The sequence below is a fragment of the Nonomuraea sp. ATR24 genome, from assembly GCF_041950485.1.
Taxonomy (GTDB): domain Bacteria; phylum Actinomycetota; class Actinomycetes; order Streptosporangiales; family Streptosporangiaceae; genus Nonomuraea; species Nonomuraea ceibae.
The window spans coordinates 401,693-418,096 of record NZ_JBGNUU010000002.1 but is presented as its reverse complement, the minus strand read 5'-3'; the positions used below and the strand labels follow the sequence as shown (position 1 = coordinate 418,096).

Here is a 16,404-nt window from a genome sequence, read left to right as displayed (position 1 = left end):
ACACTTTCATGACACGCGCGGTGGGCGCGGCGGAGATCGCGCCGGCCACGTACGCCTGGGAGATCCAGGCGGACGGGCTGAGGGTGCGGGCGGGTCGGCGCACGATGGCCGTCGACGGCCTCGACCTGGCGCTGGGCACGGGCGTGCACGGACTGCTCGGCCCGAACGGCGCGGGCAAGACGACTCTCATCCGGGCCCTGGCCACGGTGCTGCGCCCGGCAGGCGGGAAGCTGACGCTGCTGGGCGCCGACGCCTCCGCCCAGGCGGGCCGGCGGGAGCTGCGCCGCGCCATCGGCTATCTGCCGCAGGAGTTCGGCTACTACAAGCGGTTCACCGTACGGGAGTTCGTCGAGTACATGGCCTGGCTGAAGGAGATGCCGAAGCGGGAGGTGCCCGGCGCGGTGCAGCGGGCGATCGAGCGGGTGGGCCTGGCCGACCGCGCCGACGACCGGATGCGGACGCTGTCGGGCGGCATGGTGCGGCGGGCCGGGATCGCCCAGGCGATCGTCAACGACCCGCGCGTCCTGCTGCTGGACGAGCCGACCGTCGGCCTCGACCCGGCGCAGCGGCTGCGCCTGCGCGAGCTGCTGCAGGTGCTCGGCGCCGACAGCTGCGTGGTGGTCTCCACGCATCTGGTCGAGGACGTCGCCGCCGCGTGCTCGGACGTCGTGCTGATGGCGCGGGGGCGGCTGGTGTTCCAGGGGACGCCGGACCGGCTCGCCGCCGCCGGCGGGCCCGGCGACGTCGGCGACAGCCCGATCGAGCGCGGCTACTCGGCGCTGCTGGCGGCCCCCGGCGACGATCGGGGCGCGTGGTGAGCGGCCGGATCCTCCGCATCGAGCTGCGCCGCTCCATCGCGGTGTGGGCGGGAACGGTGTTTCTGCTGGTGGCCCTCGCCTTCCTGTTCGGGCTCACCGGGCCCTGGACGGCGTACGGGGAGAGGTGGACGGCGCAGTGGAGCGCGGCCGCGCTGTGGGAGCGTCACCTGCTGCTCTTCCTGCTGCCGCTGGTCGTCGGGGCGGGGGCGCTGCAGGGGTTGCGCGACCGCCGGGCGGGCACCGGTGAGCTGCTGGCGGCCACGCCCAGGCCCGCCTGGCAGCGCGCCGCCGCGACCGCAGGGGCGCTGGCGATCGCGCTGGTGGCGGCGTACCTGCTGCTGTACGGCGTCGGGGCCGTGCAGGTGGCGGCCGGGGGCGGGGTCTTCCACCTGGGCTGGGCGCCCGTCGTGGCGGTGGGGGCGCTGTCGCTCGTGGCGGCGGGCTGGCTGGGCCTGGGCGTCGCCCGGACGCTGCCGTCCGTGCTGACGCCGCCGGCGCTGGCGATCGCGACGCTCCTGGCCATGTTCCCCGTGGTGGGCCTGTGGCAGGAGGAGGTCGTGCCCAAGGTCGCGTATCTGGCCCCGGCGCTGGACAACGCGCGCAGCCTCGTCCACGACCTGTCCGGGTGGGTCAGCCTGGCGCAGGCGGTGTGGCTGCTCGGGGTCGCCGCCACCGGGTTCGGGCTGCTGGCGGCCACGCGGCCGGGCACCCGGCCGGCCGCCCTGCTTCCGGCTGTGCTCGGCGCGGCCGTCGCGCTGCCGCTGCTGCCGTCCGGCTCCGAGCCGGTTTACGTCGTCAACGCGGCCGCCGAGCCCGTGTGCTCCGGCCGGGTCTGCGTGACCAGGGCGCACGAGGACCTCCTGCCCGTGGTCGCCGGGCCGGGGGAGGAGGCGCTGCGGCTGCTCGCCCGGCTGCCCGGCCCGCCCCGCCAGGTGCGCGAGTCCGCCGAGCGCGACGCGGTCCACCACCCGCCCGCCAGGGACGCCGGGGTCGTGTACGTGGACTTCGACGTTCGCGACGCGCGGAGCACCGGGGAGAAGCTGACGCGCCACCTGCTCGCGGGGGCCGGGACCCCGTCCTGCCACAGCCTGAGGGGCGACGACTTCGACGGCCGGCTGCGCGAGGAGGCCGCGCGGAGGATGGCGGCGGGCTGGCTCATGGGCGACGTCGCCGCCCCCACGGCCGACCCGGTCTTCCAGGAGCTCAACGCGCTCGTCGAGCAGGCGTGGCCGGAACTGCGCGCCGTGCCGGAACGGGAGCAGGGCGCCCGCGTCGCGGCCCTGCGCGAGGCCGCGCTCTCCTGCGACGGTGACCTGCTCGCCATCCTGACGGACGGCCGCCGGTGATGACCCCGCCCGTAGCGGCCGGGCGGCCGTTTGCCCGGTGTGGACGGACATGCGAGAAATATTCGGCTGATTACCCGGCATCCGGTCGTCCTCGATAAGCTCACCGGCAGCACGGACGTCAGGATGGGGTCGTCAACGTTGGACAAGCCGGAAGAGCCACCACCCGCCGATCCGGGGCCGCCGCGGGCCAGCAGGCTCACCACCGTCGTGCTGACGGTCTCGCTCGTCCTGGTCGTGCTGATCGCGGGCGTGCTGGGCACCATCGCCGTCCTGATGACCCGCAGCCCCGACAGCCCGTTCCTCGGCGGCGCCCCGCCGCAGCGGCTGCCGACGCCCATCCACTTCGCCCCGGTGCGCGAGACCAAGGCCGCCCCCTGCCCGGGTGAGGAGGCCGCGCTCGACGACACGCAGACCACGTGCTACCTGCTGGAGGACGGCGTCACGGTCAACGCCGTGCAGGAGATCGAGGCCATCCGTGAGGCCGACGGCACCTACTCGGTCCGCATCGCCGTCGCGCCGGCGTTCAAGCAGAAGCTCGTCGACCTCATCGACGAGCAGGTCACCGACCAGCGGCAGGTGGCGGTCGTGCTGGTGCCGCGGACGGTGGTCGCCGCGCCGATCGTCACGCAGGCGATGGACGGCGACAGCCTGAGCATCGTCGGCTTCGCCAAGGCGGAGGCCGAGACCCTGGCGGCCCGCCTGGCGGGCTCCACGGCGCCCCCGGCCACCGCCCCTCCGGCCACCACGCCCCCGGACACCGGCCAGCCCACCACCGGTCAGCCGGACACGGGCCAGCCCAACACGGGTCAACCGAACACCGGCCAGCCCGACACCGGCCGGCCGAACACCGGCAACCCGGCCGCCGACGGCGCCCTCGACCCCAAGTTCGACAGCTGCAAGGAGGCCGTCGCGCGCGGCTACGGCCCCTACAGCAAGGGCTTCCGCGCCGAGTACGAGTGGTACACCGACGTCGACGGCAACGGCATCGCCTGCAACTCCGGCGACATCCGCTAGCCGAACAGCTCCTCCAGCCCGTTGATCCCGAAGTAGGCCAGGAACACCAGCGACACGATCCACAGCAGCCACGGGATCTCGGCGAACTTGCCCCGAGCCGCCTTGATCAGCGTGTACGAGATCACCCCGGCTCCCACCCCGTTGGTGATCGAGTACGTGAACGGCATCAGCGCGATCGTCAGGAACGCCGGCACCGCCAGCTCCAGGTCCTGCCACGGCACGTTCCGGCTCTGCGTCATCATCAGCGCCCCGACCAGCACCAGCGCCGGGGCGGCAGCGGCGGCGGGCACCACGGCGGCCAGCGGCGTGAACAGCAGCGTCAGCGCCAGCAGCGCCCCGGTGAAGACGCTGGCCAGGCCGGTCCGCGCGCCCTCGCCGACACCGGCGGCCGACTCGACGAACACCGTGTTCGCCGACGAGCTCGACACGCCGCCCACCACGCCGGCGACGCCGTCGACCGTGAGGATGCGGCCCAGCCGGGGCACCCGCCCGACCTGGTCCACCATCCCGGCCTCGTCGCTGACACCGATGATCGTGCCCATCGCGTCGAAGAACCCGGACAGCACCAGCGTGAACAGCACCACGGTCGCCGTCACCACGCCCGCCCTGGCGAACCCGCCGAACAGGTCGAACTGCCCCACCAGCCCGAAGTCGGGCGCCGCGATCAGCCGCTCGGGCAGGTGCGGCGTCACCACGCCCCACGCGCCCGGCTCGATCTCGGCCACCGAGTTGACCAGCACGGCCAGGGCCGCCGTCACCGCGATGCTGATCAGGATGGCCGCCGGCGTGCGGCGCACATACAGCACGATCATCAGCAGCAGGCCGAAGCAGAACACCGCGACCGGCCAGCCCGTGAGGTGGCCGGTGGCGCCGAGCTGCACCGGCGTGCCGCTGCCCGCCGCGACGAACCCGGCGTCGACCAGCCCGATCAGGGCGATGAACAGCCCGATGCCGACGCTGATGGCGTGCTTGAGCGCGAGCGGGATCGCGTTCATGATCAGGGTGCGCAGCCCGGTGACGGCCAGCAGGATGATGACGAAGCCTTCGAGCACGACCAGGCCCATCGCCTGCGCCCACGTCATGAAGGGCGCCGCCTGGTAGGCGACCACCGCGTTCAGCCCCAGCCCGGCCGCCAGGCCGAACGGCGCGTTGCCGACCACCGCCATGAGCAGCGTCGAGATGGCCGCCGCGAGCGCCGTCGAGGTGGTGAGCTGCGCGATCGTCAGCTTCGCGCCGGTGACGTCCTGCGCGCCCGCCAGGATGATCGGGTTGAGCAGGATGATGTACGCCATCGCCATGAAGGTCGTGACGCCGCCACGCACCTCACGGCCGACGGTGGTCCCCCGCCCGGACAGCTCGAAGAACCTGTCGAGCACCGCCAACCCCCTTCGCGATCAAGGGGGAGTGCCGGGTGGCCTACCCGGCGGGGGACGTGATCACGCCTGCTCGTGCCGCCCGCCGCCGACCAGGCCGGCGAACTCCTCCAGCCCGATCCGGCCGTCGCCGTCGCGGTCGGCCGAGGCGATGAACGCCTCGATCTCCGCCTCGGAGGCGCCGAGCCCGCCCAGGGCGTCGTTGGCCTTCCGGATCTCCTCGGCCGTCAGCAGGCCGTCGCCGTCGGCGTCGAACCGTGTGAACTCCGCCTTGGCCGCTTCACGCGCGTCCGTCATCAGGATCCCTCCCCGTCTTGAACCAAGGCGATATCTTCGGGTCTGATCGGAACGCGCGTCAACCGGAGCCCGGTCGCCGCGCGCACCGCCGACGCGATCGCCGGGGTGGAGGAAAGCGTCGGAGGCTCGCCTGCGCCGCGCAATCCGTACGGCGCGGCCGGGTCCGGATTTTCCAGGATTTTCATCGTCATGGGCGGCATGTCGAGAATGGTGGGGATCAGGTAGTCGGTGAACGACGGGTTCAGCACCACGCCGTCACGCACCCGGATCTCCTCCATCAGCGCCAGCCCCAGCCCCTGCGCCGAACCGCCGTGGATCTGGCCCTCCAGCGCCTGCGGGTTCAGGATCCGGCCCACGTCCTGCACCGCCGCCAGCTCCACCACCTTGACCAGGCCCAGCTCCACGTCCACGTCCACCACCGCCCGGTGCACGCACAGCGCGAGCTGCGTGTGGGAGTCGCCCTGCCCCGTCGCCGGGTCCAGCGGGTACGTCGGCCGGTGCCGGTACTCGCGCGTCTCCTCGATCGGCCCGAACAGCGCCAGCGCCTCCCGCGCCGGCAGCCCGCCGAACCGCTCCCGCACCGCCCGGCACGCCTCCCGCACCGCCCCGCCCGTCACGTACGACTGCCGCGACGCCGACGACGAGCCCGCCGAGCCCACCGACGTGTCGGCCGTCGCCACCGTCACGTCGTCCACGCCCAGCTCCGTCCGGGCGATCTGCGCCTGGATCGTCACCAGCCCCTGCCCCACCTCGGCGGCGGCCGTGTGCACGGTGACGTGCGGCTCCCCGCCGACCAGCTCCGCCCGCACCCGCGCCGTGGAGAAGTCGTCGAAGCCCTCCGAGAAGCAGATGTTCTTGATGCCCACCCCGTAGCCGACGCCGCGCCGCACCGACTCCCCGTGCGTGGTCTGCGACACCCCGCCCGGCAGCCCGCGCAGGTCGCTCCCGGCGGGCGGCGGGAGCGGGAAGCGTTCGAGCTCGCGCAGCATCTCCGCCAGCGGCGCCGGTGAGTCGATCACCTGGCCGGTGATCAGCGCCGATCCCTGCGAGACGGCGTTGCGCACCCGGATCTCCACCGGCGACAGCCCGCACGCCTCCGCCAGCCGGTCCATCTGCGACTCGTACGCGTAACACGCCTGCACCGCGCCGAACCCGCGCATCGCCCCGCACGGCGGGTTGTTCGTGTAGACGCCGGTCGCCCGCACCCGCACGTTCGGCACCTCGTACGGGCCCGCCCCCAGCGACGCCGCGTTGCCCACGACCGCGGGGGAGGAGGAGCAGTAGGCGCCGCCGTCGAGCAGGATGTCGGCCTTGACGTAGACGAGCCGGCCGTCGCGCGTGGCGCCGTGCTCGTAGCGCATCCGCGCCGGATGCCGGTGCACGTGCCCGAAGAACGACTCCTCCCGCCCGTACACGATCTTGACGGGCCGGTCCAGCCGCAGCGCCAGCATGCACGCGTGGACCTGCATCGACAGGTCCTCCCTGGCCCCGAACGCGCCGCCCACCCCCGACAGCGTCAGCCGCACCTTCTCCGGCGGCAGCCCCAGGCAGGGCGCGAGCTGGTCGCGGTCCACGTGCAGCCACTGCGTGGCGATGAACAGGTCCACGCCGCCGTCGTCCGCGGGCACCGCCAGCCCCGACTCCGGGCCCAGGAACGCCTGGTCCTGCATGCCCACCTCGTACTCGCCGGTGACCACGACCTCCGCCTCGAACGTGTCGCCCTTCACCACCGGCTGGCTCCTGACGAACTCCCGCGACTCACGCGGATCCGTCACCGCCGGGCGCGGCTCGTAGTCCACCCGGATCGCCGCCACCGCCCGCCGCGCCGTCTCCGGATGGTCGGCGGCCACCAGCGCCACCGGCTCGCCCTGATAACGCACCTGGTCGATGGCGAGCACCGGCTGGTCCCTGCGCTCCAGGCCGTAGAACTTCTCGCCCGGCACGTCCTCGTGCGTCAGCACCGCCCGCACGCCCGGGATCGCCAGCGCCGGGCCCACGTCGATCGACCGGATCCACGCCGACGGATGCGGGCTGCGCAGCGTCGCGCCCCACACCATGCCCTCCAGCCACAGGTCCGACGCGTACGCGAACTCGCCCCGCACCTTCAGCGCCGCGTCGGGCCGCCGCGCGCTCTCGCCCACGCCGTGCCGCGACGCCCGTGCCGTCTCCGTCATCGTCCGAGCTCCGTCATCCTTCGAGTAGAGCACCGGCCGACCGGCCCCGGAATGCGCGCGGAGTGAAATCACGGTAAGCGGTTCACCGGCCGCCTTGTATATTCCTCCAAGTGCGGATATGCGATCTGCTGGCCATGGAGGAGCTGCGGCTGACGCTGCTCACCGGCGACGCCGGGCGCGAGTTCGGCACCGTCCACATCACCGACCTGCCCGAGCCCGGCCGCTACCTGTCCGGCGGCGAACTCGTGCTCACCGGCCTCATGTGGTGGCACACCGCCGCCGACTCCCGCCCCTTCGTCACCGCCCTCGCCGACGCCGGGGTCGCCGCGCTCGGCGCCGGCCAGGCCCGGCTCGGGCACGTCCCCGCCGACCTCGTCGACGCCTGCCGCGAAGCCGGGCTGCCGCTGCTCGACGTGCCCACCGAGACCTCCTTCCGCACCCTCGCCGAGCTCGTCGCCCCCCGCCTCTCAGGCGACGCCCGCGACGCCCTCGGCCGCCACCGGCGGCTCGTCGCCGCCGTCGCCGAAGGCGCCGGGCTGCCCGAACTGTTCGCCCTCACCGCCGCCGAACTCGGCGTCACCGGCGCCGTCGTCTCCGCCACCGGCCAGGTCGTCGCCGGCGCCCCCGACGACCCCGTACGGCTCGCGCGCGCCTTCCTCACCGCGCCCCGGCTGCCCTGCCTGGCCGGCGGGCACACGCTCTTCGCCGCCGGACGCGGGCCCCGGGCCGCCGCCTGGGCCCTCGCCTGCGACGGCGACCTGCTCGACCGGGCCGACCTCGGCTACGAACTGGCCGCCTTCGTGGCGCTGGAGCGGGCCCGCATGGAGGAAGGGCGCCGCGTCGAACGCAGGCTCGCCGCCCAGCTCGTCACCGCCGCCCTCACGGGCGCCGACCCCGCCGACCTCACCGCCCGCCTCCGCACCTGCGCCCTCGACCCCGCCGAGCCCTACACGATCATCTCCACCACCACCCACCCCAGCCCCCACCCCGACCCGCCCACCGACGGCGCGCTCCCCAGAACCGGCACCACCCCCAGACCGACAACGGCCCCCAGGCCGACAACCACCCCTACCGATGCGGCGCCCTCCACCGGTGGCGGCGCGCTCCCCGCCGGTGGCGCGCCTTCTCGGGACGGGGCCGGCGCCCGTGGCGGTACCGCCCCCGGGAGGGTGGGCGCTCCCGCTGAGGGCGCCCCCGCCGCTGGTGGCGCGCTTTCCGGGGAGGGGGTTGGCACCCGTGGCGGTGCCGCTCCCGTAGGGGTCGGCGGTTCCGCCGGGGCCGAGCTGCCCGTCGGGGGCGCGCCCGCCGCTGGTGGTGTGCCCTCCGGAGGGGTGGGCGCTTCCGTTGGGGGTGCCGGTTCGGCTGCTCGTGCTCCTTATGGGGAGGGCGGGTTTGGGGTTGAGGTGGCGGTGTTGGAGGGGTTGCTGGGGTGGGAGGTGGTGGCGGTCGCGGGGGAGGAGGGGGCCGTGGCCGTGGTGCCGTTGCGGGGGCGGAGCGCCGGGGAGGTGGCGGCGCGGGTGCGGGCCGGGGCGGAGGTGCTGGGGGCGCTGCCCGGCGTGCGGGTGTGCGCCGGGGTGAGCGGGGAGCTGACGGGGGCGGCGGCGCTCAGGGGCGGTGTCGAGGAGGCCGGGCACGCCAGGCGGCTGGCGGCGGCGCGCGGCGGCGGCGTGGTCACCAGCGACGAGATCTACACGCACGCGCTGCTCCTGGCGACGGTGCCGGGCGAGGTGCGGAGCTCGTTCGCCGCCCGCCTGCTGGGCCCGGTGCTGGAGTACGACGCCCGGCACCAGTCGGAGCTGGTGGCGACGCTGCGCGCGTTCCTGGACTGCGCCGGCTCGTGGAACGCCTGCGCCGCGCGGATGCACGTGCACGTCAACACGGTCCGCTACCGGGTGAAGCGGGTGGAGGACCTGACGGGCAGGGACCTGTCGACGATGGCCGACCGGGTCGACTTCTTCCTGGCGCTCAGGGCGGGGTGACCGCGCCGAGGAGCGCGTGCACGGCGGCGTGCTCCTCCTCGGTGATGACCAGCCACTCGGGGTTGCCCAGCTCCACGGCCAGGGGCAGCGCCTCGGTGACGTACGGCAGCGCCGCCCGGGGCGCGCCGAGCGCCCGGTGCGCCTGCGACAGGCGGACGAGGCAGCGGAGCTGGCCGATCCGGAACCAGCTCGCCCGGCGCAGCCCGAGCGCCTGCCGCAGCGGCTCCAGCGCAGCCGCCGGTTCGCCCTCGTCGAGGAAGATCTCGCCGAGCACCGTCTGGACGAGCCCTTCGTGGCTGATGTCGCCGACCCGCCGCGCACTGGCCAGCGCCTCGGTCAGGGCCTGGCGCGCCTCGGCGGAGCGGCCGAGGCCGTGGCGGGCGGTGCCGAGCATGATGAGCGCGTACCGCTCGCCCACCTGGGAGCCGATCTCCCTGGCCAGGGCGAGCTGGGCGCGGGCGTGGCTCAGGCATTCGCGGTACGCGCGCCGTACCAGGAAGGTGTTGGCGAGGTTGCCGAGCGTCCGCTGCTCGCTGAAGCGGTCGCCCAGCTCGCGGGCGAGGACGAGCTGGGCGCGCAGGTGCTCGACGGCCTCGGCGGTGCGGCGCTGGAAGCTGAGCCCGCCGGCGAGGTGGCCGAGCGCGTGGTAGGTGCTCAGCCGGTCGCCGAGCCGCCGGCTGACCCGCAGCGCCTCACGGTTGAGCGCGATGAGGTTGGCCGAGTCGTGCGCGCCGTGCAGGTACCACTGGAGGGAGAAGACGAGGGCCACGCCGAGTCTGGCGAGCCGCTCGTCGGGGCACGCCATGGCCTGGGCCGCGGCGGCGACGAGGTTGGGCTCCTCGCGGGCGAGCCAGTCGCGGGCCTCGTCGGCGTCGCCCACGTGGTGCGGGGTCGCGTCGACGGGGTCGAGCTCGGGCCCGTCGGGCTGGACGCGGTGCGGGTCCATGGTGGTGCTGGCCAGGCGGGCCGAGGCGATCCAGTGGCCCAGCACGCGGGCCAGCGCGGCGGCCGCCTCGCCGGGTGACAGCCGCCCGGGCGCGGCGTGGGTGTCGGCGGGCCCGGCGGGGCCGCAGGTCAGCTCGGCGGCGAAGATGCGGACGAGGTCGTGGAGCTGGTAGCGGGGCGGCGCGGCCGGGTCGGAGCCGGACTGGTCGAGGAGGTGGGCGTCGACCAGCCGCTCCAGCGCGCGTTCGGCCTCCAGGACGCCGGTGCCGAGCAGGGCGGCGGCGGCCTCGGCGGTGATGTCGTGCACGTGCGGCAGGCCGATCAGGGCGAGCGTGCGGGCGGCCAGCCGGTCGAGCGGCCTGGCGCTGCGGGCCAGCGCGTTCCAGCTCGCGGCCAGGCTGGAGCGGACGGCGAGCTCGCCGGCCTCCAGCTCGTGCAGCCGCCTGCGCTCGTCGCCGAGCCGGGCGTTGAGCGCGGCCACGCTCCAGTCGGGCCGGTCGGCCAGGCGGGCGCCGGCGATCCGCAGGGCCAGCGGCAGCCCGTCGCAGAAGCGTACGAGCCGGGCCGTCTGCTCGGGGTCGGCGGTGATCCGCTGCGCGCCGGCCAGCGTGGACAGCACGGCGGCGGCCTCGGGGCCGGCCATCCGGGGCAGGTGGATCCGCACGGAGTCGTCGCCCGCGGCCAGGCTCTCGCGGCTCGTCACGAGGATCGCGGTGCCGCGCGGCGCCGACAGCAGCGGCTGGATCTGCGGCAGCCCGGCGGCGTCGTCCAGCAGGACCAGCATGCGCCGGCCCGCCATGCGGCTGCGCCAGGCCGCGGCGGCCTCGTCCACGTCGGCGGGCACGGCGTCGCCGGCGGCGCCGAGCGCCCGCAGGAACCGGCCGAGCACCTCCAGCGGCTCCAGCCCCGGCATCCCGGTCGTGGCGCCGCGCAGGTTCACGTACAGCTGCCCGTCGGGAAAGCGGTCCTTCACCATCGCGGCGACCCGGGCGGCCAGCGCGGACTTGCCCACGCCGGGCGGGCCGGAGATGACGACCAGGGGGCTGGGCGCGGAGCCGTCCCAGGGGGCCAGGTGCGTCTGGATGCGGATGATCTCCAGCCGTCTGCCCACGAACCCGCCCAGATCGCGCGGCAGCTCCCGGGGCACCACCGGCATGCGTCCCGCCGCGGGGGCGGCCTCGGGGGAGCGGGACCGGCCGGGCGGGGGCGCTGCGGGGGCCGGGCCGGGCTCGCGCAGGGCCAGCTCGTAGGCGGCGCGCAGGGCGGCGCCCGGGTCGACGCCCAGCTCCTCGCGCAGGATGCGGCCGCCCTCGTTGTAGACCTCCAGCGCCTCGGCCCGGTTGCCGCTGCGCAGCAGGGCCAGGACGAGCAGCTCGCGCAGCCGTTCGCGGATCGGGTGGCGGCGGGTCAGGTCGCGCAGCGGCGGGAGCGCGTCGTGCGGGCGGCCGAGCCCGAGCAGGGCCTCGGCGTGCCGCTCCGCGGCGGTCAGGCGCAGCTCGGCCAGCCGGGCGCGCTCGGCGTCGGCGAAGGGGCCGGGCACGCCCGTCAGCGGGTCGCCGTGCCACAGCGACAGCGCCTCCTCCAGGCTGGTCAGCGCCTCGGCGGCGCCGTCGCGGCGCATCGCCAGCCGGGCCGACTCGACGTGGCCGGCGAAGGCGACGGCGTCGACGTGGCGCGCCTCGACCTCCAGCCGGTAGCCGCCACCGCCGCCGACCAGCAGCTCGGAGTGGCGGTGCTGCTTCCTGGACGGCTCCAGGGCGCGCCTGAGCCCGGCCACGTACGTGTAGACGCTCTGCTCGGCGCTGCGCGGAGGGTGCTCGCCCCACAGGCTCTCGACGAGGCGGGGGATCGGCACTACCTGCCCGGGGTGGGAGGCGAGGACGGCGAGGACGGCGCGCTGGCGCGGTGAGCCGGGGTCGACGGCGGCGGCGCCGCGTAACGCCGCGACCGGACCGAGGAGCCGGATGCGGACGTGCTCGGCCATGAGCGATCTCCCCGCGTGCGACGCTGCGTGATCCGGATCGTCCTGGAAGGGGCGACTAGAAGCTCTGTAGAAGAAATATAGAACTATCGTCTAGCTTGAGGGGGCTGTGCGTGATGCGGGGGCGTCCGAGGTGTCCGGACGGCCTCCCGGTGCTGTTCGCGGGCCCGGAAGACGCCTCCTTGTGCGGAAGGCGGCATCTCCCGGGCCGTTGCGTAGACTCGTGAGAGCGGGAGCCCTCGGGGGTCAGCAGCAGGGCGAGACCTCGAAATGCGCGATGGCAGGAGACGTTTCGGCCACCACGGTCGTACCATTGCTGCCAACGGCCACAACGGCCGTGAAGATGGCGGTAAGTGCGGTCAGGGCAAGACGTGTGCGCATGGGGGGTTCTCCCTCGGGCGGTGTGCGTTGCTTGGACATCATCATCTCAGGGAGCAGCGGCTGTGACCACATCAGACCTGGTCGGACTCCGTATCAAGACGGTCCGGCGACAGCGCGGCATGTCGCAGGCACAGCTCGCGCACCCTGAATTGTCGGACAGCTACGTTTCCTTGATCGAGAGCGGCAAACGTACTCCCACCCCTTCGGTGCTGGAGCTGCTCGCTCAGAAGCTGGACTGTTCGCTCTCCTATCTGCTCAATGGCGTGACTGCCGAGCAGATGGAAGATATCGAACTCGCACTCGGTTACGCGAGGCTCGCCCTCGAGAACGGAGAGGTTCGCGAGGCTCGCACGCGCTTCGCCGAGCTGCTGGAGAACAATAACCTGACAGGTCTGACGGCGCTGCGTCAAGACACCGAATACGGCCTGGCGCTCGCCGTCGAGGCGTGCGGTGACCTTGACGAGGCGATCTCCATCCTCCGCCGCCTCCAGGCCGAGGAGCTCAGCCCGGAGCGCCGCATCGAGGTCGCCATCGCCCTGTGCCGCGCCTACCGCGTCAGCGACCGGCTCAGCGAGGCGGTCAAGGTCGGCGAGGACATCCTCGGCGGCCCGGCCCGGCCGGCCTGGTCAGACGCGCTCGTCGAGTTCGGCGCGACGCTGCTGGCCGCCTACCTCGACAGCGGCGACCTGCTGCGCGCCCGCCAGTTCGCCGGCGAGCTGCTCAACGCCGCCGACATGCTCAACACCCCCAGGGCCACCGTCGCCGCCTACTGGAACGCCGCCCTGGTCGCCGAGAGCACCGGCCACGGCGAGGAGTCGCTGAGCCTGGCCGAGCGCGCCCTGGCCGTCCAGACGGAGAACGGCCAGCCGCGCAACAGCGCCCGCATCCGCATGGCGTACGCGAGCATGCTGCTGCGGCTGCGCCCCACCGCCGTCGAGGAGGCGCGCCAGGCGCTGCTGCGCGCCCGCCAGGAGCTCGCCCAGACCTCCGCCAGCACCACCGACCGCGCCAACAGCGAGGTCGAGCTGGCCCGCGCCGCCCTCATCGCCGGCGACCACGAGCAGGCGATCGTCCACGGCGAGGCCGGCCAGGCGCTGATGGCGGGCAACTCCAGGGCCCTGGAGGCCGAGGCGCACCTGCTGCTCAGCCGCGCCAAGGGCGCGCTCGGCAGGCAGGCCGAGGCCGAGGCCGAGCTGCGCGGGGTGCGCGACTGGCTGGAGCCGCTGCCCGACTCCCGCCGCGCCGCCCGCACCTGGTACGCGGCCGCCGAGACGATGGAGGTCCTCGGCGACGCCGAGGGCAGCGCCGACCTCTACCGCCGTGCGCTCGCCTGCGCGGGATTGTAACGGCGGAGTCCGGACCGGGCGGCGGCGTCGGTAGCCTTGGGGGTGCCATGAAGAAATCCCCGCTCGCGGCCCTCACCGCGATTCTCGCCGCCCTGTTCGTGCTCGCCACCGCCGCCCCCGCGCAGGCGCACGACACGCTCAAGAGCAGTGATCCCGCCAAGGGCGCCACGGTCAAGTCCGTGGACGAGGTCACGCTCGAGTTCTCCAACAAGGTGCGGATGCCGTTCGTGATCGTGCGCGGGCCCGGCGACGCCCAGCACCAGGCCGGCGACCCCGAGTCCGACGGGCCGGTGGTGAAGCAGCGGCTCAAGGGCGAGCTGCCCGACGGCAAGTACACGATCGCCTACCGCGTCGTCTCCTCCGACGGGCACCCGATCGAGGGGGAGATCCCGTTCACGGTCAAGGGCGCGTCCCCGTCCCCGGAGGCGAGCGCCGAGAGCAGCGCTGAGGCCACCGCCGAGGCGAGCACGGCGGCCTCCGCCGCGCCCTCCGCCGCGCCGTCCAGCGCGGCGCCCGCCGCCGACCAGGCGGCGGCCGAGGAGAGCTCCGGCACGTTCCCCGTCTGGCTGATCGTCGTCGTCGGCGCGCTCGTCGGCATCGGCATCGGCTTCCTGCTCAGCGCACGGAAGAAGAAGCCGTGACCAGGGCCGCGCGTCTCGCGCTTGCGGCGGCCGGGGCGGCGCTCGCCGCCCTCGTGGTCGCCATGGTCGCCGGAGGCGCGGCCTTCCCCCGCATCATCCTCGGCGTCCCCTCCTCGGGGGTGCTCACCCGGTGGGGCCTGCCGGTGTCCAAGCTCTTCATGGACGTCGCCGGCGTGACCACCGTCGGGCTCCTGCTGGCGGCGGCGGTCCTGCTGCCCAACGGCAAGTCCGGCAAGGGCCTGCTCGGCACGAGCGCGCTCGACTACCTGCGCGCGGCCTCCTGGACCGCCCTGACCTGGGCCGGGGCCGCGTTCCTCACGATGGTCTTCAGCGTCTCCGACGTGTGGGCCAAGCCCGTGCCGGAGATCCTCAACCGCGACTTCCTCGTCGGCTACGCCACCCAGGAGAGCCCCGGCATCTCGCTCACGCTGGTGATCCTGTTCGGGGTGTCGATCGCGCTGTTCTCGCGGGGCGCCATCACCGCCGGGGCGGCGGGCGCGCTGCTGGTGTTCTCGCTGGTCACGATGCTGCCCCCGGCGCTCACCGGCCACTCCTCGTCCTCGCCCAACCACGGCCTGGCCACCATCGGCCTGTCGCTGCACCTGCTGACGCTGGCGCTGTGGGTGGGCGGGCTGGGCGTGCTCGCCCTGCACGCGGTGCGCAAGCAGCCGCAGCTCGGCGTCGCCGCCGAGCGCTTCTCCCGGCTCGCCGTGTGGCTCTTCGTCGGCGTCGGCCTGTCCGGCGTCTTCAGCGTGCTCGCCCGGCTCACCGCCGTCTCCGACCTGTGGACGTCCAGCTACGGCATCCTCCTCGTCGCCAAGACCGTCGCGTTCGTCCTGCTCGGCTACGTCGGCTGGTGGCACCGGCAGCGCACGCTCGTCGCCCTGGAGGCCGGCGCGCCGCGCGCCTTCACCCGCCTGGCCGTCGGCGAGCTGATGCTCATGCTCGCCACCATCGGCCTGGCCGTCGCGCTCGCGCGCACCCCGCCGCCGCCCGTCAGCCTGCCCGCCGACCGCGCCTTCGACCTGCTCGGCTACCCGGTCCCGCCGCCGATCTCGCTGGCCAACATCGCCTCGCTGTGGTGGTTCGACCTGTTCTTCGCCACCGTCGCCGCCCTGCTGGCCGGACTGTACGGGGCGGGCGTGGTCAGGCTGCGGCGGCGCGGCGACACCTGGTCGTGGGGCCGCACCGCGTCCTGGTTCATCGGCGTCGTGGTGCTCGTCATCGCCACGCAGACCGGCCTGGCCCGCTACTCCAAGGTCATGTTCGACGTGCACATGATCGAGCACATGACGCTGGCCATGATCGTGCCGATCTTCCTGGTCCTCGGCGGGCCCGTCACGCTCGCGCTGCGCGCCCTCAAGCCGGCCGCCGTCCGGGGCGACCGGGGCCCCCGCGAATGGCTGCTGGCGATCCTGCACAGCAGGTTCGTCCGCGTCGCCGCCCACCCCGCCATCGCGACCGCGATCTTCATCGCGTCGACCTACGCGCTCTACTTCACGCCGCTGTTCGAGGCGGCCATGCAGGAGCACCTCGGGCACATCGCGATGACGCTGCACTTCCTCATCAGCGGCAGCCTGTTCTTCTGGGTCGTCATCGGCGTCGACCCCGGCCCCCACCAGCTCCCGCACGTCGGACGGCTGCTGCTGCTGTTCGTCACCATGCCGTTCCACGCGTTCTTCGGCATCGCGCTGATGATGACCGGCTCGGTCATCGCCTCCGGCTGGTACGAGCAGCTCGACCGCTCCTGGGGCGGCCCCCTGCTGCAGGAACAGCAGAACGGCGGCGCCATCGCCTGGGGCTTCGGCGAGATCCCCACGCTGATCGTGCTGCTGGCCATCGCCGTGCAGTGGTATCAGAGCGAGGACCGCAAGGCCCGCCGCGACGACCGCAAGGCCGACCGCGCCGAGGGCGGCGACCCCGAGCTCAACTCCTACAACGACTACCTGGCCAAGCTCAACCGCCTCGACAAGACCGAATAGCCGCCGCGCGCCCTCCTGCCCCCCACCCTCCGGCCCCGGCGGGTAGCCTTTTCGGCAAGGGGGAAGGTGTGCGCGATCCGCCAGGCCGCAGGCGGGCCGCGCCCGTTCGGGGCGCTGAGGAAGGCGG

At 74.2% G+C, this 16,404-nt stretch carries 12 protein-coding genes; 7 read left to right on the top strand and 5 right to left on the bottom strand.

The window, feature by feature from the left end:
- Window positions 1-8 precede the first annotated feature (8 nt).
- The 3 genes from ACBI99_RS05860 (at window position 9) to ACBI99_RS05850 (ending at window position 3,178) form a co-directional block, all read left to right on the top strand.
- Window positions 9-818: an ABC transporter ATP-binding protein gene (locus ACBI99_RS05860; RefSeq protein ID WP_219518929.1), complete on the top strand. Its 810-nt coding sequence runs from the start codon at window positions 9-11 to the stop codon at window positions 816-818.
- On the top strand, window positions 812-2,164 hold the full coding sequence (locus ACBI99_RS05855) for a hypothetical protein (protein WP_375071810.1): 1,353 nt from the start codon (window positions 812-814) through the stop codon (window positions 2,162-2,164). Before ACBI99_RS05860 ends, ACBI99_RS05855 begins: the two co-directional genes overlap by 7 nt.
- A 138-nt stretch (window positions 2,165-2,302) precedes the next feature.
- Entirely contained in the window at window positions 2,303-3,178 is an 876-nt protein-coding gene (locus tag ACBI99_RS05850; protein ID WP_375071809.1) for an excalibur calcium-binding domain-containing protein, read from the top strand.
- On the opposite strand, the gene ACBI99_RS05845 is transcribed toward ACBI99_RS05850, so the two are convergent.
- From ACBI99_RS05845 to ACBI99_RS05835, 3 genes are read right to left on the bottom strand one after another with little or no spacing between them, the layout of a single operon-like run.
- Window positions 3,175-4,554, bottom strand: a complete 1,380-nt coding sequence (locus ACBI99_RS05845; RefSeq protein WP_219518920.1) for an NCS2 family permease — start codon at window positions 4,552-4,554, stop codon at window positions 3,175-3,177. The genes ACBI99_RS05850 and ACBI99_RS05845 overlap by 4 nt on opposite strands.
- A 60-nt stretch (window positions 4,555-4,614) precedes the next feature.
- Window positions 4,615-4,848 (bottom strand): EF-hand domain-containing protein, encoded by a 234-nt coding sequence (locus ACBI99_RS05840; RefSeq protein ID WP_219518917.1) that lies wholly within the window; start codon window positions 4,846-4,848, stop codon window positions 4,615-4,617.
- Window positions 4,848-7,022: a xanthine dehydrogenase family protein molybdopterin-binding subunit gene (locus tag ACBI99_RS05835; protein ID WP_375071808.1), complete on the bottom strand. Its 2,175-nt coding sequence runs from the start codon at window positions 7,020-7,022 to the stop codon at window positions 4,848-4,850. The genes ACBI99_RS05840 and ACBI99_RS05835 overlap by 1 nt, the downstream gene beginning before the upstream one ends.
- A 110-nt stretch (window positions 7,023-7,132) precedes the next feature.
- On the opposite strand from ACBI99_RS05835, the gene ACBI99_RS05830 reads away from it, so the two are divergent.
- Window positions 7,133-9,001 carry a PucR family transcriptional regulator gene (locus ACBI99_RS05830; protein WP_375071807.1) on the top strand — a complete coding sequence of 623 codons (1,869 nt, stop codon included), beginning with the start codon at window positions 7,133-7,135 and terminating at the stop codon, window positions 8,999-9,001.
- On the opposite strand, the gene ACBI99_RS05825 is transcribed toward ACBI99_RS05830, so the two are convergent.
- On the bottom strand, window positions 8,988-11,930 hold the full coding sequence (locus ACBI99_RS05825; RefSeq protein WP_219510872.1) for an AfsR/SARP family transcriptional regulator: 2,943 nt from the start codon (window positions 11,928-11,930) through the stop codon (window positions 8,988-8,990). The two genes, ACBI99_RS05830 and ACBI99_RS05825, sit on opposite strands and share 14 nt — an antisense overlap.
- Window positions 11,931-12,173: 243 nt before the next feature.
- Window positions 12,174-12,308, bottom strand: coding sequence for a hypothetical protein (locus ACBI99_RS05820; RefSeq protein WP_281427312.1), 135 nt, complete (start codon window positions 12,306-12,308; stop codon window positions 12,174-12,176).
- Window positions 12,309-12,328: 20 nt separating this feature from the next.
- On the opposite strand from ACBI99_RS05820, the gene ACBI99_RS05815 reads away from it, so the two are divergent.
- The 3 genes from ACBI99_RS05815 to ACBI99_RS05805 are packed head-to-tail and all read left to right on the top strand — an operon-like array spanning window position 12,329 to window position 16,277.
- On the top strand, window positions 12,329-13,654 hold the full coding sequence (locus ACBI99_RS05815) for a helix-turn-helix domain-containing protein (RefSeq protein WP_375071806.1): 1,326 nt from the start codon (window positions 12,329-12,331) through the stop codon (window positions 13,652-13,654).
- 47 nt (window positions 13,655-13,701) lie between these two features.
- A complete protein-coding gene (locus ACBI99_RS05810; RefSeq protein WP_219510868.1) occupies window positions 13,702-14,295 on the top strand; it encodes a copper resistance CopC family protein in 594 nt (197 codons plus the stop codon).
- Window positions 14,292-16,277, top strand: a complete 1,986-nt coding sequence (locus ACBI99_RS05805; RefSeq protein ID WP_357586409.1) for a cytochrome c oxidase assembly protein — start codon at window positions 14,292-14,294, stop codon at window positions 16,275-16,277. The genes ACBI99_RS05810 and ACBI99_RS05805 overlap by 4 nt, the downstream gene beginning before the upstream one ends.
- Window positions 16,278-16,404 lie beyond the last annotated feature (127 nt).

What these genes read in the sequence shown, in the direction of transcription:
- ACBI99_RS05860 (WP_219518929.1), top strand. Translation starts at nt 9, where the DNA reads ATGACACGCGCGGTGGGCGCGGCGGAGATCGCGCCGGCCACGTACGCC.
- ACBI99_RS05840 (WP_219518917.1), bottom strand. Translation starts at nt 4,848, where the DNA reads ATGACGGACGCGCGTGAAGCGGCCAAGGCGGAGTTCACACGGTTCGAC.
- ACBI99_RS05835 (WP_375071808.1), bottom strand. Translation starts at nt 7,022, where the DNA reads ATGACGGAGACGGCACGGGCGTCGCGGCACGGCGTGGGCGAGAGCGCG.
- ACBI99_RS05825 (WP_219510872.1), bottom strand. Translation starts at nt 11,930, where the DNA reads ATGGCCGAGCACGTCCGCATCCGGCTCCTCGGTCCGGTCGCGGCGTTA.
- ACBI99_RS05820 (WP_281427312.1), bottom strand. Translation starts at nt 12,308, where the DNA reads ATGCGCACACGTCTTGCCCTGACCGCACTTACCGCCATCTTCACGGCC.
- ACBI99_RS05810 (WP_219510868.1), top strand. Translation starts at nt 13,702, where the DNA reads ATGAAGAAATCCCCGCTCGCGGCCCTCACCGCGATTCTCGCCGCCCTG.